15 protein-coding genes are annotated in these 18518 nt (G+C 68.5%); 7 read left to right on the plus strand and 8 right to left on the minus strand.

The annotated features are described in order from the left end of the window. Nucleotides 1-118: 118 nt before the first annotated feature. Both metG and DID98_RS19875 read right to left on the minus strand, forming a co-directional pair. Nucleotides 119-2281, minus strand: coding sequence for a methionine--tRNA ligase (gene metG / locus DID98_RS19865; protein WP_124571270.1), 2163 nt, complete (start codon nt 2279-2281; stop codon nt 119-121). A 376-nt stretch (nt 2282-2657) separates the two neighbouring features. Then, nucleotides 2658-3299 (minus strand): OmpA family protein, encoded by a 642-nt coding sequence (locus DID98_RS19875; protein WP_124488454.1) that lies wholly within the window; start codon nt 3297-3299, stop codon nt 2658-2660. 352 nt (nt 3300-3651) lie between these two features. Between DID98_RS19875 and apbC the strand changes: the two genes are divergently transcribed. The 5 genes from apbC to DID98_RS19900 all read left to right on the plus strand — a co-directional run bounded on the left by apbC (nt 3652) and on the right by DID98_RS19900 (nt 9379). Continuing rightward, nucleotides 3652-4743, plus strand: coding sequence for an iron-sulfur cluster carrier protein ApbC (gene apbC / locus DID98_RS19880; protein WP_044847723.1), 1092 nt, complete (start codon nt 3652-3654; stop codon nt 4741-4743). Nucleotides 4744-4876: 133 nt separating this feature from the next. Next, a complete protein-coding gene (gene sodC, locus DID98_RS19885; protein WP_044847724.1) occupies nt 4877-5413 on the plus strand; it encodes a superoxide dismutase [Cu-Zn] in 537 nt (178 codons plus the stop codon). Between the two features lie 193 nt (nt 5414-5606). Further along, entirely contained in the window at nt 5607-6176 is a 570-nt protein-coding gene (dcd, locus tag DID98_RS19890) for a dCTP deaminase (RefSeq protein ID WP_006398615.1), read from the plus strand. 81 nt (nt 6177-6257) lie between these two features. Further along, nucleotides 6258-8537, plus strand: a complete 2280-nt coding sequence (locus DID98_RS19895) for an arginine/lysine/ornithine decarboxylase (RefSeq protein ID WP_044847725.1) — start codon at nt 6258-6260, stop codon at nt 8535-8537. After that, nucleotides 8537-9379, plus strand: a complete 843-nt coding sequence (locus DID98_RS19900) for a lysozyme inhibitor LprI family protein (protein ID WP_124571271.1) — start codon at nt 8537-8539, stop codon at nt 9377-9379. The genes DID98_RS19895 and DID98_RS19900 overlap by 1 nt, the downstream gene beginning before the upstream one ends. 87 nt (nt 9380-9466) lie before the next feature. Here the strand turns inward: DID98_RS19900 and DID98_RS19905 are convergent, their stop codons facing one another. From DID98_RS19905 to DID98_RS19925, 5 genes are all read right to left on the minus strand, one after another. Continuing rightward, nucleotides 9467-10150: an HAD family phosphatase gene (locus tag DID98_RS19905; RefSeq protein ID WP_044847727.1), complete on the minus strand. Its 684-nt coding sequence runs from the start codon at nt 10148-10150 to the stop codon at nt 9467-9469. 109 nt (nt 10151-10259) lie between these two features. Continuing rightward, nucleotides 10260-11669, minus strand: a complete 1410-nt coding sequence (argH, locus tag DID98_RS19910; protein ID WP_124571272.1) for an argininosuccinate lyase — start codon at nt 11667-11669, stop codon at nt 10260-10262. 111 nt (nt 11670-11780) lie between these two features. After that, a complete protein-coding gene (locus DID98_RS19915) occupies nt 11781-14168 on the minus strand; it encodes a fimbria/pilus outer membrane usher protein (RefSeq protein ID WP_124571273.1) in 2388 nt (795 codons plus the stop codon). A gap of 24 nt (nt 14169-14192) precedes the next feature. Then, complete coding sequence (locus DID98_RS19920) at nt 14193-14906, minus strand: molecular chaperone (protein ID WP_124571274.1); 714 nt, start codon at nt 14904-14906, stop codon at nt 14193-14195. Between the two features lie 6 nt (nt 14907-14912). Beyond that, nucleotides 14913-15449 (minus strand): spore coat U domain-containing protein, encoded by a 537-nt coding sequence (locus DID98_RS19925; protein ID WP_124571275.1) that lies wholly within the window; start codon nt 15447-15449, stop codon nt 14913-14915. 299 nt (nt 15450-15748) lie between these two features. Between DID98_RS19925 and DID98_RS19930 the strand changes: the two genes are divergently transcribed. Then, a complete protein-coding gene (locus tag DID98_RS19930) occupies nt 15749-16744 on the plus strand; it encodes a spore coat U domain-containing protein (RefSeq protein WP_124571276.1) in 996 nt (331 codons plus the stop codon). A 6-nt stretch (nt 16745-16750) separates the two neighbouring features. On the opposite strand, the gene DID98_RS19935 is transcribed toward DID98_RS19930, so the two are convergent. Next, nucleotides 16751-17560: a helix-turn-helix transcriptional regulator gene (locus DID98_RS19935; protein ID WP_044847729.1), complete on the minus strand. Its 810-nt coding sequence runs from the start codon at nt 17558-17560 to the stop codon at nt 16751-16753. A 162-nt stretch (nt 17561-17722) separates the two neighbouring features. Between DID98_RS19935 and DID98_RS19940 the strand changes: the two genes are divergently transcribed. Then, entirely contained in the window at nt 17723-18475 is a 753-nt protein-coding gene (locus DID98_RS19940; RefSeq protein ID WP_124571277.1) for a class I SAM-dependent methyltransferase, read from the plus strand. Nucleotides 18476-18518 lie beyond the last annotated feature (43 nt).

The raw sequence follows: 18518 nt of genomic DNA on the forward strand, positions 1-18518 counted from the left end.
CGTAGCGGCGAGCGTCACGCCGACCTGCAACCACCGGCCGCGGCGCCGCTCGCGGCCGCCCATGAAAAAGCCCCGCACGTGGTGCGGGGCTTCTTGTGCAAGCAGCGGCGCGTGCGGCTTACTTCACGCGCATGCCGGGCTTCGCGCCGCTGTGCGGCTCGAGGATGTAGAGGCCCGGCTCGGCCTTCTCGTCGGCCGCCGACGCGGCGAGCACCATCCCTTCGGACAGCCCGAACTTCATCTTGCGCGGCGCGAGGTTCGCGACCATCACCGTCAGCTTGCCGACGAGCTGCTCGGGCTGGTACGCGGACTTGATGCCCGAGAACACGTTGCGGGTCTTTTCCTCGCCGACGTCGAGCGTGAGCTGCAGCAGCTTGTCGGAGCCCTCGACGGCCTGACACGCGACGATCTTCGCGATGCGCAGGTCGATCTTCGCGAAATCGTCGATCGAGATCGGGCCGTCGTCTTCACCGTTCGCCGCAGCCACCTTCGCGTTCGCCTTCGCGTTTTTCGCGTCCTTCGCGGCGTTGGCGGCGGTTGCCCCCGCGGCAGCGGCGCCGGCGGCCTCGGCCTGCAGCGAATCGCGGTTCGCGGCGAGCAGCGCGTCGATCTGCTTCGGATCGACCCGCGTCATCAGGTGCTGGTACGCCTTGATCGGCTGCGCGGACGACAGCGGCTTCGCGGCGTCGGCCCACGTGAGCGGCGCGATCCCGAAGAAGGCCTCGACGGCTTCGGCCACGCGCGGCATCACCGGCTTCAGCGCGAGCGACAGCAGGCGGAACGCCTCGAGGCTCACGCTGCAGGTTTCGTGCAGCGCGACCGCGTTGGCCGGATCCTTCGCGAGTTCCCACGGCTTCGCGCCGTCGACGTACGCGTTCACTTCGTCCGCGAGCTCCATCGTCTGGCGCAGCGCGCGGCTGTATTCGCGCGCTTCGTAGTGCGCGGCGATCGCCGGAATCGCGTCGCGCAGCGTCGCGACGAGCGGATGGTTCATCGCGCTGTCCTGCACGCGGCCGTCGAAACGCTTGAGCAGGAAGCCGGCCGCGCGGCTCGCGATGTTCACGTACTTGCCGACGAGGTCGCTGTTCACGCGCGCCTGGAAATCGTCGAGGTTCAGGTCGATGTCTTCCATCGTCGCGTTCAGCTTCGCGGCGAAGTAGTAGCGCAGCCATTCCGGGTTCAGGCCCGTGTCGATGTAGCTCTGCGCGGTGATGAACGTGCCGCGCGACTTCGACATCTTCGCGCCGTCGACCGTCAGGAAGCCGTGCGCGAACACGTTGGTCGGCGTGCGATGGCCCGAGAACTCGAGCATCGCCGGCCAGAACAGCGTGTGGAAATACAGGATGTCCTTGCCGATGAAGTGGTACTGCTCGGCCTTCGTGCCCGGGCGGATCCACGCATCGAAGTCGATGCCGTTGCGGTCGCACAGGTTCTTGAAGCTCGCGTAGTAGCCGACCGGCGCGTCGAGCCACACGTAGAAGTACTTGCCGGGCGCGCCCGGGATCTCGAAGCCGAAGTACGGCGCGTCACGCGAGATGTCCCAGTCGGCGAGCCTGGCCTCGCCGGCGTCGCCGAGCCATTCACGCATCTTGTTGGTCGCTTCGGGCTGTGCGAGGCCGCTGACCCATTCGCGCAGGAACGACTCGCAGCGCGGATCGGACAGGCGGAAGAAGTAGTGCGTCGACGTCTTGCGCACCGGCGTCGCACCGGACACGACCGAGTACGGGTTCAGCAGTTCGGTCGGCAGGTAGGTCGAACCGCACACTTCGCAGTTGTCGCCGTACTGGTCCTTCGCGTGGCACTTCGGGCATTCGCCCTTGATGAAGCGGTCCGGCAGGAACATTTCCTTGACCGGGTCGTACGCCTGTTCGATCTCGCGCTCGGCGATCAGGTCGTTTTCCTTCAGCGCGAGGTAGATCTTCTCGCTCAGCACGCGGTTCTCGTCCGAGTCGGTCGAGTAGAAGTTGTCGAACGACACGCCGAAGCTGTCGAAGTCGCGCTTGTGCTCGGTCCACACGCGCTCGATCAGCTGCTTCGGCGTCAGGCCTTCCTTCTCCGCGCGCAGCATGACCGGCGTGCCGTGCGTGTCGTCGGCGCCGATGTAGTAGACCTCGTGACCGTGCATTCGCAGCGTCCGCACCCAGATGTCGGTCTGGATGTACTCGACCAGGTGGCCGATGTGGATCTGGCCGTTGGCATAGGGCAGTGCGGACGTAACGAGGATCTGGCGGCTGCCTTGCGGCGCCGCAGCCTGCACGGAAGTGAGGTCGGATGCGGACATAGGGTCTGTAGAAGAACGGCGGAAACGACGGAAACTGCGATTCTAGCAGGGGCGCGGGCAGGTCAGCCGGCGCGGGCGCCGTGGATCGGGCGCCGGAAGGGGCGGGGCCGCGGCGGCTGCGTGCCAGGCGGTGCGATGCTGCGATGCAGCAGGCGAATTCCGGGCAAAAAAAACCGGGGCGAATTCGGCCCCGGAGCAACAACGACAAGAGGAGAATGGTGACGCGCCGGCAGCGCCAGCCGCGTACCGTAAAGAGAGACCGCGGGTCGCGACAGAAGTTCGAAATTTTTTTCGATTTGTTACGGAGCCCGCTGAAAGCCTTGTGCGGCGGGGGCGCGCGCCCGGCGCGCGACCCCGTTTCCTCTCGCGACGATGCTTACTGCTGGGCTGCGCGCAGGTAGATCTCGACGCGGCGGTTTTGTGCGCGGCCGGCTTCGGTCGCGTTGTCCGCGATCGGGTTCGACGGGCCCATGCCCTGTGCCGACAGGCGGCCGCCGGCGACGCCGCGCTGGACCAGCGCGTTGACGACGCTCTGCGCACGGTTCTGCGACAGCGTCTGGTTCAGCTGCTGCGAACCCGTGCTGTCCGTGTAGCCGACGATCGACGCCGTCACTTGCGGGTTCTGGTTCAGCGTCGTCGCCAGGTCGTTCAGCAGCGGCGTGAAGGCCGGCGTGATCGCGTACTGGTTGGTCGCGAACGTCACCGAGCTCGGCACGTTCAGCTTCAGCGAGCCGTCCGGCTGCTCGGTCACCTGCGTGCCCGTCTTGGCTGCCGACGGCGCGAGCTTGTTCTTGATCGCCTGCCAGTTGTAACCCGTCACGCCGCCGACCAGTGCGCCGACGCCCGCGCCGATCGCCGCGCCCTTGCCGCCGCCGGCCAGCGCGCCGATGCCTGCGCCGAGCGCCGCGCCCGTGCCGGTCCCGACGGCCGTGTTGTTGCCTTGCTGCGTGGCGCAGCCTGCCAGCAGTGCGCCGGCCAAGGCGAAGACGGACAGGCGAGTCGCGATTTTCATGTTCATCTTGAATTCCTCTCTTGGTTGAACGAGTCGACAACGACGACAAACAACAGTTACGGCTCCCGGCACGGACGCCCGAAAAAGGTGGGCCGGCCCGTGCCCGCGGCAGCCGCCGAGGCGGCTGCATGCCCTGTTCGCCAGCGTGGCTGTTCCGGACAGGGTGATGCGTCAGCCTCTACAATATAGGCGGTTCGTGGCCGATTTGGCCCCATAGCATGCCGCACGCGAAGATTGCTCCGCCGCGCGCGTTCGCGCAATGGCGTGCAACAGATTCTTTCACTTTTCCCGATTTTCGCAGCGTTATTTGATATTTCTTGACGTTTGCGCGAGAGAAAAACGTTTTCACGGAGTTTCGATGAGCATTGACCGGGCACAAGTCGACGCCGCATTGGCGGCTGTCGTCGACCCCAATACGGGCCGTCCTTACGCGGCGAACAAGGGCGTGCGCAACGTCGCGATCGACGGCGACGCCGTGGCGGTCGACGTGGTGCTCGGCTATCCCGCGCGCAGCCAGCACGACGACGTGCGCGCGCGCATCGCCGCTGCGCTGAAGGCCGTGCCGGGCGTGCGCGACGCACGCGTCGCCGTGTCGCAGGAGATCGTCGCGCACACGGTGCAGCGCGGCGTGAAGCTGCTGCCGAACGTGAAGAACATCGTCGCGGTCGCGTCGGGCAAGGGCGGCGTCGGCAAGAGCACGACGGCCGTCAACCTCGCGCTCGCGCTCGCCGCGGAAGGCGCGTCGGTCGGCATTCTCGACGCCGACATCTACGGTCCGTCGCTGCCGACCATGCTCGGCATTCACGGCCAGCGGCCCGAGTCGCCCGACAACCAGTCGATGAACCCGCTGGTCGGCCACGGGCTGCAGGCGAACTCGATCGGCTTCCTGATCGAGGAAGACAACCCGATGGTGTGGCGCGGCCCGATGGCGACGTCGGCGCTCGAGCAACTGCTGCGGCAGACCAACTGGCGCGAGCTCGACTACCTGATCGTCGACATGCCGCCGGGCACGGGCGACATCCAGCTCACGCTCGCGCAGCGCGTGCCGGTGACCGGCGCCGTGATCGTGACGACCCCGCAGGACATCGCGCTGCTCGACGCGAAGAAGGGCCTGAAGATGTTCGAGAAGGTCGGGATTCCGATCCTCGGTATCGTCGAGAACATGAGCATCCACGTGTGCTCGAACTGCGGCCACGAAGAGCACATCTTCGGCGCGGGCGGTGCCGAGCGGATGGCGCAGGACTACGGCGTGACCGTGCTCGGCAGCCTGCCGCTCGACATCGCGATCCGCGAGCGCGCCGACAGCGGCACGCCGACGGTCGCGGCCGAACCGGACGGCGCGCTGGCGCGGCGCTATCGCGACATCGCGCGCGGGGTCGCGCTGGCGATCGCCGAGCGCGCACGCGACATGACGTCGAAGTTCCCGTCGATCGTTGTTCAAAATACGTAAAACCCTTGCGGGGCGGGGCCTCACGCTGTTTACGGCGCCGCGAGGCGCGGTATCATGGCGACTTTTCCCGGGTCCCTTTACCCGCCCGGCATGGCCGCCGTGTCAAATGGCCGCCAGCCGGCATGAGGATCGAATGAACCAACGACATCACGGCGTGCGCGCCGGCCGCGCGCGGCGCGCGCTGCTGGCCGCCGCCGCGCTGGGCCTGCTGGCCGGCTGTACCTCTTTTTCCTCGTCGCACGAAAAGCGTGCCGACGCGCAGTTGCAGCCGACCGTCGGCTCGCAGGCGCGCGGCGCGGTGACGTTCGTCGAACGCCCGGATGGCGTCCAGGTCACGTACAACCTGGCCGGCCTGCCGCCGAACAGCGATCACGCGCTGCAGGTGCACGAGCGCGGCGACTGCAACGCGGGCGACGGCTCGAGCGCCGGCCAGGTGTTCGCGCCGGCCGCCGACCGGCTGCGCGCGGGCGCGCGGGTCGCCGGCGATCTCGGCAACATCCATGCGGATGCGAACGGCGTCGCGGCCGGTTTCATCGTCGCGCCCGATCTGGCCCTCGACGGCGTGCGCTCCGCGCTGAACCGCGCGGCGCTGGTCCACCGCGACCCGAGCGATCCGGCGTTTCCGCAGCATGGCGCGGGACCCGCGCTCGCCTGTGGCGTGATCCGTTGACGGCTGCCGCGTACGCGAGCCGATGATCGCGTAAAATGTGCGCCTTTCCGGGTCGCCGCGTCGCGAGCGACCCTTCCTGACTGTCACGCAGCGTTTCCTGGCGCCCCGATATGAAACGACCCCAACGCTCACTTCGTCCGCTGTCCCCCGCGGGGACGGCCAGCCTTCTTGGGACGGCCCGGCGGAGGCTGGCATGAGCATCAAGTCCGACAAGTGGATTCGGCGCATGGCCGAAGAACACAAGATGATCGAGCCGTTCGTGCCCGATCAGGTCCGCGCGTCCGAGGACGGCCGCCGGATCGTCAGCTACGGCACGTCGAGCTACGGCTACGACATCCGCTGCGCGGACGAATTCAAGATCTTCACGAACATCAACTCGACGATCGTCGATCCGAAGAACTTCGACGAGGGTTCGTTTGTCGATTTCAAGGGCGACGTGTGCATCATCCCGCCGAACTCGTTCGCGCTGGCCCGCACCGTCGAATATTTCCGCATCCCGCGCACCGTGCTGACCGTCTGCCTCGGCAAGTCGACGTACGCGCGCTGCGGGATCATCGTCAACGTGACGCCGTTCGAACCCGAGTGGGAAGGCTACGTCACGCTGGAATTCTCGAATACCACGCCGCTGCCCGCGAAGATCTACGCGAACGAAGGTGTCGCGCAGGTGCTGTTCTTCGAAAGCGACGAAGTGTGCGACGTGTCGTACGCCGATCGCGGCGGCAAGTATCAGGGTCAGCGCGGTGTCACGCTGCCGAAAACCTGATCTGGTTGCATAACGTCTCACCAGTTTCCGGGTGACCGCTGCGCGTGACGCGCCGCGGTCGTTCTTTTTGGAGAATCGCCCATGAAGTTTCGTTTCCCCGTCGTCATCATCGACGAAGATTTCCGCTCCGAGAACATCTCGGGCTCCGGCATCCGGGCGTTGGCCGAAGCGATCGAGAAGGAGGGCGTCGAAGTCCTCGGCCTCACGAGCTACGGCGATCTGACGTCGTTCGCGCAGCAATCGAGCCGCGCGTCGTGCTTCATCCTGTCGATCGACGACGACGAACTCATGCTCGGCGAAACGGGCCCGGACGGCGAACTGCCCGAGCTCGCGACCGCGATCATCGAGCTGCGCGCGTTCGTCACCGAAGTGCGCCGCCGCAACGCGGACATCCCGATCTTCCTGTACGGCGAGACGCGCACGTCGCGGCATCTGCCGAACGACATCCTGCGCGAACTGCACGGCTTCATCCACATGTTCGAGGACACGCCGGAGTTCGTCGCGCGCCACATCATCCGCGAGGCGAAGGTCTATCTCGACTCGCTCGCGCCGCCGTTCTTCAAGGAACTGGTGAAGTACGCGGACGAAGGCTCGTACTCGTGGCACTGCCCGGGCCACTCGGGCGGCGTCGCGTTCCTGAAGAACCCGCTCGGCCAGATGTTCCACCAGTTCTTCGGCGAGAACATGCTGCGCGCCGACGTCTGCAACGCGGTCGACGAACTCGGCCAGCTGCTCGATCACACGGGCCCGGTCGCGGCGTCCGAGCGCAATGCGGCGCGCATCTTCAGCGCGGACCACCTGTTCTTCGTGACCAACGGCACGTCGACGTCGAACAAGATCGTCTGGCACGCGACGGTCGCTCCCGGCGACATCGTGCTGGTCGACCGCAACTGCCACAAGTCGATCCTGCACGCGATCACGATGACGGGCGCGATTCCCGTGTTCCTCACGCCGACGCGCAACCACTTCGGCATCATCGGGCCGATCCCGCGCGACGAATTCAAGCCGGAGAACATCCGCCGGAAGATCGAGGCGAACCCGTTCGCGCGCGAGGCGATGCGCCAGAACCCGGACATGAAGCCGCGCATCCTGACGATCACGCAGAGCACGTACGACGGCGTCGTCTACAACGTCGAGATGATCAAGGACCTGCTCGGCGACCTGCTCGACACGCTGCACTTCGACGAAGCGTGGCTGCCGCACGCGACGTTCCACGACTTCTACCGCGACATGCACGCGATCGGCGACGGCCGCCCGCGCACGGGCGCGCTCGTGTTCGCGACGCACTCGACGCACAAGCTGCTCGCCGGCATCTCGCAGGCGTCGCAGATCGTCGTGCAGGATTCGGAGAACCGCACGTTCGACAAGCATCGCTTCAACGAGGCGTACCTGATGCACACGTCGACGAGCCCGCAGTACGCGATCATCGCGTCGTGCGACGTCGCGGCCGCGATGATGGAGCCGCCGGGCGGCACCGCGCTCGTCGAGGAATCGATCGCCGAGGCGATCGACTTCCGCCGCGCGATGCGCAAGGTCGACGCCGAGTACGGCGACGACTGGTTCTTCAGCGTGTGGGGTCCGGACGACCTGTCGGAAGAAGGCATCGGCTCGCGCGACGACTGGATGCTGAAGCCGAACGACCACTGGCACGGCTTCGGCCCGCTGGCGGAAGGCTTCAACATGCTCGACCCGATCAAGGCGACGATCATCACGCCGGGGCTCGACGTCGACGGCGAGTTCGGCGAGACGGGCATTCCGGCCGCGATCGTCACGAAGTACCTGGCCGAGCACGGCATCATCGTCGAGAAGACGGGCCTGTACTCGTTCTTCATCATGTTCACGATCGGCATCACGAAGGGCCGCTGGAACTCGATGGTGACCGAGCTGCAGCAGTTCAAGGACGACTACGACAACAACCAGCCGCTGTGGCGCGTGCTGCCGGAATTCGTCGCGCAGCACCCGCGCTACGAGCGCGTCGGCCTGCGCGACCTGTGCACGCAGATCCACGACGTGTACCGCGCGAACGACATCGCTCGCCTGACGACGGAGATGTACCTGTCGGACATGGAGCCGGCGATGAAGCCGTCGGACGCGTTCGCGAAGCTCGCGCACCGCAAGATCGACCGCGTGCCGCTCGACGAGCTCGAAGGCCGCGTGACGAGCATCCTGCTGACGCCGTACCCGCCGGGCATTCCGCTCCTGATCCCGGGCGAGCGCTTCAACAAGACGATCGTGAACTACCTGCGGTTCGCGCGCGACTTCAACGAACGCTTCCCGGGCTTCCACACCGACATCCACGGCCTCGTCGCGGAAGAGGTGAACGGGCGCGTCGAGTACTTCGTCGACTGCGTGCGCGACTGATGGCGACGCAGGGACGAATCCGGACGATACGCGCGGCGCTGGCCGCGCTCGTCGCCTGGGCGAGCTGGTCGGCAGGGCCGGCGGGGCTGAGCGTCGCGCATGCGGAAGTGGCGGCGGCCGACCCGATCGACGTCGCGATGCGGCAGTGTCTCGCGCGGCGCGACCGGTCGTCGACGGCCGGCCAGATCCAGTGCATGGGCGAAGCGCAGCAGCAGTGGCAGGCGGTGATGGACGGCGCGTACCAGCGCCTGTCGAACGACGCGCCGGCCGACGCGAAGCGCGGCTGGCAGGACAGCCAGCGCCGCTGGGTCACGTGGCGCAAGGATGAAATTCATCTGCTGAAGGCCGTGTACGACACGACGCGCGGCACGTCGTACGCGATGTCGAGCGCCGACATGCAGCTGCAGCCGGTGCGCGATCGCGCGTTGGCGCTGCGCGCGGCGGCCGACCGTTATGCACCGCCGCCTGCCGCCGTGCCGGTGGCGGCCACGAGCGGTGCGCAGGGCGGTACCCGCGGCGCGGCGGTCGCGGCGCCAAGCGCCGCCGCGGCAGCCGGCGGCAAGCCGGCGAACGCGCCGCGCGATCCGGCGATCCGCCGCGTGCGGCCGTGCGTGCAGGATGCCGTATGCGAGCACGCGCTGTTCGACTTGAACCGCTATTACCAGAAGCTGCGTCGCAAGATGCCTGCGCATTCGGCCGCGACGCTCGTGCGCGCGCAACGCGCGTGGGAGGCGTTCCGCGATTCGACTGCGCCGCTCGTCGGCGAGGACGGCCGCGTCGACCTGATCGGCGCGCGCATCGCGACGATGAAGCGGCTGTCGGAGACGGCCGGCAACGACTGAGGATCGCCGCGATGCCGGTCATCCGGCGCGGCAACGCAAAACGGGCACCCGCGGGTGCCCGTTTGCATGTGGCGCGCCGCGTGGCGCTTACGCGGGCTGCTGCGTGTCCAGCCGGCCGAACCACGACGGCACGAGCGCAACCGCATCGTCGAGCGACGCGAGCACGTGCAGGCTCAGCGCGACGATCTCGGGCGTCGGCGCCTTCAGGTCGGGCACGGTGACGACCGATGCGCCGGCGCCGGCGGCCGATTGCGCGCCGAAATCGCTGTCCTCGAACGCGACGCACGCGTGCGCCGGCACGCCGAGGCGTTCGGCCGCGAGCCGGTACACGGCCGGGTCGGGCTTGCCGCGCGCGACCTCGTCGCCACCCGCGATCGCGCGGAAGAACGGCAGCACGCCGACCGCGTCGAGCCGCGCACGAATCACGTCGCGCGCAGACGACGATGCGACCGCGCACGGAATGCCGGCCTGCGCGAGCGTCTCGAGCAACGCCAGCGCGCCGGACTTCAGCGGAAACTTCGGATGAGGTTCGGGCGCGGCGAGTTGCTCGCGCACGCGGATGCGCACGGCGTCGAACGTGTCGGCGTGGCCGATCAGCCGCGCGAGAATCACCTGGCCTTCGGCGAACGAGCGGCCGACGATCTGCAGGTAGTCGATCTCGGTCAGCACGACGCCGTGCGCGTTCGACACGTCGATCCACGTGTTCATGATGGTCCGCTCGGAATCGACGAGCAGGCCGTCCATGTCGAAGAGCGCGGCGGAGAAGGTCATCGGCGGTGTCCGGAAACGGGAAAACGGAACAGCGGGGAAGGCGTCGGGCGGCGCGACGGCCGCCCGAATGAAGAACGGACGCCGAAGGCGTCCGCTCGTGACAGCGTGCTTACTTGCCGAGCGCGGCGCGGGCAGCCTTGACCGCCGCACGCACCTGATCGGGTGCGGTGCCGCCCGGGTGGTTGCGGCTCGCGACCGACCCTTCGAGCGTCAGGTAGCCGAACACGTCGTCGCCGATCAGGTGCGCGACGTTCGGCAGCTCCTGCTTCATTTCGTCGAGCGTCAGGTCGGCGAGATCGATCCCGCGGTCGTCGCAGATCTTCACCGCGTGCGCGACGGCTTCGTGCGCATCGCGGAACGGCAGGCCGCGCTTCACCAGGTAGTCGGCGAGGTCGGTGGCGGTTGAGAAGCCCTGCAGCGCGGCCGCGCGCATCGCGTCCGGCTTCACGGTGATGCCCGCGACCATCTCGGCGAAGATCCGCAGCGTGTCGGCGACGGTGTCGACCGTGTCGAACAGCGGTTCCTTGTCTTCCTGGTTGTCCTTGTTGTACGCGAGCGGCTGGCCCTTCATCAGCGTGAGGAGCGCCATCAGGTGGCCGTTCACGCGGCCCGTCTTGCCGCGCGCGAGCTCGGGCACGTCCGGGTTCTTCTTCTGCGGCATGATCGAGCTGCCGGTGCAGAAGCGGTCGGCGATGTCGATGAAGCCGACGCGCGGGCTCATCCACAGCACGAGTTCCTCGGAGAAGCGCGACACGTGCGTCATCACGAGCGCGGATGCCGCCGTGAATTCGATCGCGAAGTCGCGATCCGACACCGCGTCGAGCGAGTTAGCGCAGATGCCGTCGAAGCCGAGCGTCTTCGCGACCGCGTAGCGGTCGATCGGATAGCTGGTGCCGGCGAGCGCGGCCGCGCCGAGCGGCAGGCGGTTCACGCGGGTGCGGCAGTCGCGCATGCGCTCGGCGTCGCGCGTGAACATCTCGACGTACGCGAGCAGGTGGTGGCCGAACGTGACCGGTTGCGCGACCTGCAGGTGCGTGAAGCCCGGCATGATCGTGTCCGCGTTCTGCTCCGCGAGGTCGATCAGCGCGCCGCGCAGGTCGTTCAGGAGGCCGCCGATGCGGTCGATCTCGCCGCGCAGCCACAGACGGATGTCGGTCGCGACCTGGTCGTTGCGCGAGCGGCCCGTGTGCAGGCGCTTGCCGGCGTCGCCGATCAGCGCGGTGAGGCGCGCCTCGATGTTCAGGTGGACGTCCTCGAGATCCAGCTGCCATTCGAATTCGCCGCGCTCGATCTCGCCCTTGATCTGCGTCATCCCGCGTTCGATCGCGGCGAGGTCGTCGGCGCTGATGATCTTCTGCGCCGCGAGCATGCTCGCGTGCGCGAGCGAGCCGGCGATGTCGACGAGCGCGAGGCGCTTGTCGAAAAACACCGACGACGTGTAGCGCTTGACCAGCTCCGACATCGGTTCCGAGAAGCGGGCCGACCAGGCCTCGCCCTTTTTGTGCAGTTGGGACGTCATGGCGATTCTTCGAAGGGGAGTTGGGCGGCGTGCGCCGCCGAGGGAATCCCGCAATTCTAGCATTCGTGGGGCGGGCGGCCGACGCGTGCGCCGGCCGCGAACGGGCGCGGCTCACGGGGGGCTGCACGTCAGCGGTCCGATCCGCGGCAGCGTGCCGTCGTCCGGGCGCCGATACGCGAATGCGACGGCGCAGCCGCGGCTGTCGCCGGAGATTTCGAGGTGATTGTTCGCGACGAGGCCGTCGACGAAGGTCAGGCCGTCATAGCCGACGATCGTGCGCTGGCCGCTTTCGACGTGGCGAACCTCGAGCCCGGGCGGCAGCGGCGTGCCGTCCGGCGCGCGCAGCGCGATCGACGCGGCGCTGTAGCGGGTCACCGCGAAGTGCGCGAGCACGCCGGAGCGCGCCTGCGGCACGACGTCGAGCGTCGTGTCGGCGATCCGTGCGTCGGCGGGCAGCGCGGTGCCGTCGATCGCGACGCGATTGCTCTGATAGGCATTCAGGTCGGGCACGAGCAGGTAGCCGGCCCGGTCCGTCTCGCCGATCAGCCGGTTCTGGTGCAGCACGGGGACGCGCCCGGTGTCGGTCGAGACGAGCGCGAAACCGTCGTCGACGCGGCGCGCCGTCATCAGCCGGCCGTCCATCAGCACGAGCGCGCCCGTGACGTCGACCGACGCGTTGCCGCGCCCGTCGAACGATTGCGCGAGCAGCGCGACCTGGCCGGCGCGGCCGAGATACTGCAGTTGCCCCTGCGCGTAGCGGACGCCCGCGTTGGCGCCCGCCTGCACGTTCCAGCCGACGCCGCCGCCGTAGTCGGGCGGCCGTGTCGCGTTCAGCGTGTAAGTCGAATCGCCGTTCTGCCGTCCGGCGTTCGTCGAGACCGACGTGTTGCCGTCGAGCCCGACGCTCAGGCTCACGAAGAAGCCGCGTGCGTCGTGCTGCCGGAAGTCCTGGAAGCCGCTGAACGTGATCGATGTCAGCCCGCCGAGATTGACCAGGTATGCGATCGAGCCGATGCGCGACGCGGCGACGCCCGGATACTTGAGGGCGAGATAGCTGAACGACAGGGTCTGCGCGCGCAGGAACGGGAACGAAATCGTGACGCGGTCGGTGACGCGCGAGACCGGCACGCCTTCGCGGCTGCCGAGGTCGCTGTAGTCGCCGAAGGCGCGCAGCGTCTGCGCATCGATCGAGAAGCGCGGCGTCACGTACTGGTAGCCGACGCCGGCCTGCACGCCCGCGCGGCCCGGGGCGCTGACCGCGAGCGACGCATTCGCCACGCCGCGTTCGCCGAGGCGCGCGAGCGCGCCGGCACCTGCGTTGTAGACGCCGGCCGTCGCTTCCGCATGCGCCTCGACGGTCAGCCGCTCGCTGATGCCGTAGCGCAGCGAGCCGCTCGCCGCCGGTGTGCGCGCATAGTCGAACGAATCGTCGCCATAGGCGCGGCGCAGGAACCCGGCTTCCGCCGAATAGCTGGCGAGGCCGGGCGCGAGCAGGCGCGTATCGACGTACAGCGGAATGGACGTCGCGATCGAGCGGCCGAGCGCGTCGCGCGTGACGACCGTCGCGTTGCCTGCGCCGGTGATCCCGGGCACGCTGTTGATCACGAACGGCCCGCTCGGCACGTCGCCGCTGAACTGGCGCACGTTGTTCACGTACAGGTCGACCGAGGTCGGCACGACCGCGCTCCCGGACAGCGCAGGTACCGGAAACGTGACGAGGTCGGGGCGCAGGCCGAAGTTGCTGCGCCACTGCACGCCGCCGAGGCGCAGCGAGCGCGTCCATGACAACGACGACGAAATCGTGTCGCCGATCTGGGTCGTCGTGAGCGTGCCGGGGTTCGAGTGGCTCCACGACGTGTCGTAGCGCACGTAGCGCCGGCGGTCGTCGTACAGGTACGCGATGCCGGTGCTGCTGAATACGCCGGCCGGATCGAAATAGCGCGCCTCGCTCCAGACCGCGAGCGGCGCATGGGCGACGGTCTGCGCGTAGGCGTCGTAGTTCAGCACGAAGCCGCGGCCGGAGGTGGCGGGCGGCGCGGCCGCGAGCGCGCGCGTATCGAACGTGTGCGGGATGCGCAGCGCGTCGGGCACCCGCAGGTCGAGCGTCTGCCGGCCCGCGTCGTAGTCGTAGCGCAGCCCCGCGAGCGTGTCGAGCGCGACGGGCGTGTTCGACGGCGCGGTCGCCCGGTCGCCGGTCGCGATGCCCAGGTCGTTCAGGTCGGCGGACGCCGCGTACAGCCGGCCGTCGATTTGCTGGAAGCGTGCGATCCGGTGCGTCGGTTCACCGTTGAGCGACACGTCGAGAAACAGTGTGTCCTGAGCAGGCGCGGGGGCGGCTGCCGCTGCCGCCTGCGGCGCCGTCTGTGCGCATCCGGCGCCTGCGTGCACGGCCAGCGCGAGTGCCAGTGAAAACGCCAGCGAAAGCGCAGCAGCGGCGGGCCGGGCATGTCGCGCGGGGCAGGCAGCCCGGAGGGCCGTGCTCGTCGTCGGAACGGGCAACGTCGTGCGATCCTCCGGCGTGGATCAGGGCGATGTCAGCCGGGCCTCGACCGGCTGCGCGTTGACGGTCGCCTGGATCCTGACGAATCCCGCCGCGCCCGCATCCAGCTTGAGCGGCCAGCGTCGCGTGCTGCCCGCGAGCGCGTAGCCGAGCAGGCCGCGCGTGACGTCGTGCACGGTGCCGCGCGCGTCGACGAGCCGAACCGCGGCAATCTGCGCACGGTGTTCGCCGCGGTTGGCGACCGCGAGCCGCGTGCCGGATCCGTCGCGCTCGACGCGCCAGTCGAGGCGCGGCGCTGCCCGGGCGCCTTCGGGCTCGACGAATACGGGCACGGAATAGCGCAGCCGGATCGTGATGCCGTTCTCGACCGGCGTACCGGGCGACGGCAGTTCGTCGATCAATACGCGATAGCTTTCCTCGGCGGCCGGCGCGCCGCGCCCCGTGCGCACGAGCCGGATCAACTGCTCGGCGTTCGCGCCGATTTGCAACAGCGGCGGCGAGGCGGCGAGCGCATCGGTCGGCGTCATCACGTCGTCGCCGTTTTCCTGCGTCCAGCGATAGGCGCGGACCTGGCCGTAGATCGGCTGTCCGCCAGGATTGCTGAGCGTCATGCTCGCCGCGGCGGCCGAGGGCGGCAGCTCGATCGTCACGGGCATGATCTGCAGCGTGGCGGCGGATGCGGCCGCGCACGCCGACGCGACGCACAGCGCGACCAGGGCGCGCGGGAACGATGCCACGGCGCGTCAGAAGTAGACGGTGGCGGTGACGGCGGCCTGATAGGTGTCCGGCTTCGGCGTCGCTTGCGTCGGCACCTGGCCGTACACGCTCAGTATCTGCGCGGAGCCGTTGCCGGTGCCGCCGACCGTATCGGTGCCCTGCGTGTTGCCCCAGATCGTCGTGTGGCCCGAGTCCTGGTAGAGCTGGTAGCCGACCGTCGTGCCGGTATTGCCGCTCGTCGTCCCGCCCATCAGCCGGCTGGCGACCGTCGAGCCGCTGACCGAGCCGGCGTCGAGTCCGATGTTGTATGGCGTCGAGTTCGAGCAGGTGACGGAGACCGTGGTCTGCTGGTTGAGTGCCGACGTGAGCACGCCGGACGTGCCGAATGCAAGCGGGTTCGCGGCGATTGCGCAGTTGGCCTGGATCGTGAGCGTGACGTTGAACTGGGCGGTGGCGTTGCCGTTCGAATAGACTGCGGCAACGGTGACGGGCTGCAGCGCGGGCGCGAATGCGAAGGTGGCCGCGAGCATGGCTGAAAGAACACGACGTCGGGAATCGTTCATTATGATTGTCTCCTGCCGTTTAATGGGGTCGCCCGGCCGCGGAGTGCCTGCCGCGTGGTCTGTCGCCGGTCGCCGTTACCGCTCTGTCGTTGGTGCAAGACTACTCCACGGACTCGGTCGCGCGCATTGGAGAAAACGCCGATCCGGAGCGCATTGTCCGCGGTTCCTCGCGGAATGCCATCGGCGCTTTTGACATGGATCAAGCAACAATGCGAATGATCGCTGCGCGGACGGATACCATGGGGGCGCTGCCCGGGCTGGAAGCCGGGTCGAACGGGCGGGCAATTTCGGGGGAGTGCATGGCGGATCAAGGAGTCGACACGGCGCGCCGCTGGATGCGCGCGCTATCGTGCCTGTTGCTGGCCGCGCTGCTCGGCATGCCGTGGCTGCCGGCTCGCGCGGACACGTGTTCGGTGACGCCGCCGGTGCCGAGCTTCGGCTCGGTCAGCCCGATTACGCAGCAGGCCTATACGACCAACAGCACGATGACCGTGAGTTGCACGTGGGACGTGCTGAGCCTGAACACCGGCGTGCTTGTATGCGTGAATCTCGGCGGCACGAGCCCGCGCTACCTGAGCAACGGGGCGAACCAGATGCAGTACGACCTGTATCAGGACGCGGGCTATTCGCAGCCCTGGGGCGCCGTCAGCACCGGCACGACGCCGATATCCGTCTCGTTGACGAAGCCGCTGCTCGGCACGTCCGCCAGTACGAACGTGACCATCTATGGCCGCATTGCGTCGAACCAGCCCACCGTGCCGACCGTGAACAATGCCAGCACGGTCTATGCGCAGAGTTTCAGCGGCAACCAGGCCGCCTACAGCTACAGTTTTTCGCTGCTCGGCGTGCTGCCGACGCCGTGCGCGTCGCAGTCGACGGCCGGCACGATGACCGTTACGGCCACGGCCACCGTCATCAACAACTGCATCATCAGCGCGACCGGCGTTGCGTTTCCGGCGTCGGGCGTGCTGGCGTCGGCGCTGACCGCGAGCGGCTCGATCAGTGCGCGGTGCACGAACGGCGATGCATTCCAGATCGCGTTGAACGGCGGCGCCAGCGGCAGTGTCACCGCTCGGACGATGCAGCGCACGGGCGGCGGCTCGGTCGCCTATCAGCTCTATCAGGACAGCGGCCACACGCAGCCGTGGGGCGACGGCACCGGCGGCACGACGATGGCGACCGGAACCGGCAGCGGATTCGCGCAGGCGATCGCGATATACGGCCGCGTACCTGCACAGGCGACACCGGCACCCGGCAACTACAGCGACACCATCACCGCGACGATCAGCTTCTGAGCCGCGTCAATCGCGCACGAGCACGACCAGCTTCAGGTCCTCGCGGTGCGCGGGTTTCAGCGTGATCTGCTGGTACACGAGGCGGCCGTCGGCCGGATGGTCGAATTCGCGCAGGCCGCCTTCGCGCTCGAACACGTCCTGCGACGCCCAGTACTGCGCGAAGGCATCGCTGCCGGCCATCAGCGCGTCGATCAGCGCGCGGGTCGGCGCGTCGGCGAGGTGGCGGATCGAGTCGGCGCGGAATTCGGCCGCGAGCCGGCGCGCGCGGGTTTCCCAGTCGACGATCAGCGTGCGCGCGGCCGGCGCCATGAACGTGAAGCGCAGCAGGTTGCGGTCGTGCTCGTCGTCGAGCCAGCCCGTGAACAGCGCGGCGGCCGGCGCGTTCCATGCGAGCGCGTTCCATTGCCGGTCGAGCACGTACGCCGGCGTGGCGATCGCGGCGACGGTGGCGGCGAGCGTCGGCGGCAAGTCGCCGGCCGCGACGTCGGGCTCGGCCGGATCGCGCTGTGCGGCCAGTTCGAACAGGTACGCGCGTTCGGCTTTCGACAACTGCAGTGCGACGGCGATCCGCGCGAGCGCGTCGGCCGACGCCGACACCGGGCGGCCCTGCTCGATCCACGTGTACCAGGTCGGGCTGACGCCGCACAGCTGCGCGACTTCCTCGCGCCGCAGCCCCGGCGTGCGGCGGCGCGGGCCGGGCGGCAGGCCGACGGCCTGCGGCGACAGCCGCTCGCGGTGTGCGCGGATGAATTCGCCGAGCGCGCGGGCGGGCGTCGCATCGAGGGGCGGGGTGGGGGCGGACGACGGCTGGTTCATGCGGAAACGGCTGAAAAGGGGCGCTGAGTGCGCGGCAAGGATCAGGCAGGTGTAACAAATACCAGAATAACTGCTTAACTTGTACTGGTACAAGCGCGGCCCTATTGTAGCGATTCGCGCGCTGACAGGCAGCGCGCGCCCCACCCAAGGAAGGAGCGAACGATGAAACACCACGACCAGGTCGCCGACGCATTCGGCACGACGGCCGCCGCCTACCTGACGAGCACGGTCCACGCGACGGGTGCCGATCTGCAGGCGCTGGCCGACGCCGTGCGCGCGACGCCCGAAGCGGCGGTGCTCGATCTCGGCTGCGGCGCCGGCCACGCGAGCTTCGCGGTTGCTCCGCACGTGCGCGACGTGGTCGCGTACGATCTCGCCGCGCCGATGCTCGCGACCGTCGATGCCGCCGCGCGCGCGCGCGGGCTCGCGAACATCCGCACGCAGCAGGGCCCGGCCGAGCAACTGCCGTTCGACGGGCGCACCTTCGACTGGGTGGTCAGCCGGATGAGCGCGCACCACTGGCACGACGTGCGCGCGGCGCTTGCCGAGGTGCGCCGCGTGCTGAAGCCCGGCGGCCGCGTGCTGATGATCGACATCGCGGGCAACGACCATCCGCTGCTCGACACGTATCTGCAGGCCGCGGAAGTACTGCGCGATGCGTCGCACGTGCGCGACTACCGTGCCGACGAATGGCTCGCGATGTTCCGCGGCGCCGGGTTCGACGCGCACGTGCAGAGCCGCTGGCGCCTGCCGATCGAATTCGCTACGTGGGTCGAGCGGATCCGCACGCCGGCCGACAGCGTCGCGGGCATTCGTGCGCTGTGGGCGCATGCGCCCGACGAGGTGCACGGCTACTACGCGGTGCAGCCTGACGGCTCGTTCGAGCACGACGCGTTGCTGATCGACGCGCAATGAGCGCGAGGGACGGCACGGCGGCCGGTGCCGTCGCGCCGTTCGA

The sequence above is a fragment of the Burkholderia sp. Bp8984 genome, from assembly GCF_003853755.1.
Taxonomy (GTDB): Bacteria; Pseudomonadota; Gammaproteobacteria; order Burkholderiales; family Burkholderiaceae; genus Burkholderia.

What these genes read in the sequence shown, in the direction of transcription:
- argH (WP_124571272.1), bottom strand. Translation starts at nt 11,669, where the DNA reads ATGACGTCCCAACTGCACAAAAAGGGCGAGGCCTGGTCGGCCCGCTTC.
- DID98_RS19895 (WP_044847725.1), top strand. Translation starts at nt 6,258, where the DNA reads ATGAAGTTTCGTTTCCCCGTCGTCATCATCGACGAAGATTTCCGCTCC.
- DID98_RS19905 (WP_044847727.1), bottom strand. Translation starts at nt 10,150, where the DNA reads ATGACCTTCTCCGCCGCGCTCTTCGACATGGACGGCCTGCTCGTCGAT.
- DID98_RS19940 (WP_124571277.1), top strand. Translation starts at nt 17,723, where the DNA reads ATGAAACACCACGACCAGGTCGCCGACGCATTCGGCACGACGGCCGCC.
- sodC (WP_044847724.1), top strand. Translation starts at nt 4,877, where the DNA reads ATGAACCAACGACATCACGGCGTGCGCGCCGGCCGCGCGCGGCGCGCG.
- DID98_RS19930 (WP_124571276.1), top strand. Translation starts at nt 15,749, where the DNA reads ATGGCGGATCAAGGAGTCGACACGGCGCGCCGCTGGATGCGCGCGCTA.
- metG (WP_124571270.1), bottom strand. Translation starts at nt 2,281, where the DNA reads ATGTCCGCATCCGACCTCACTTCCGTGCAGGCTGCGGCGCCGCAAGGC.
- DID98_RS19935 (WP_044847729.1), bottom strand. Translation starts at nt 17,560, where the DNA reads ATGAACCAGCCGTCGTCCGCCCCCACCCCGCCCCTCGATGCGACGCCC.
- apbC (WP_044847723.1), top strand. Translation starts at nt 3,652, where the DNA reads ATGAGCATTGACCGGGCACAAGTCGACGCCGCATTGGCGGCTGTCGTC.
- DID98_RS19925 (WP_124571275.1), bottom strand. Translation starts at nt 15,449, where the DNA reads ATGAACGATTCCCGACGTCGTGTTCTTTCAGCCATGCTCGCGGCCACC.
- DID98_RS19900 (WP_124571271.1), top strand. Translation starts at nt 8,537, where the DNA reads ATGGCGACGCAGGGACGAATCCGGACGATACGCGCGGCGCTGGCCGCG.
- dcd (WP_006398615.1), top strand. Translation starts at nt 5,607, where the DNA reads ATGAGCATCAAGTCCGACAAGTGGATTCGGCGCATGGCCGAAGAACAC.
- DID98_RS19875 (WP_124488454.1), bottom strand. Translation starts at nt 3,299, where the DNA reads ATGAACATGAAAATCGCGACTCGCCTGTCCGTCTTCGCCTTGGCCGGC.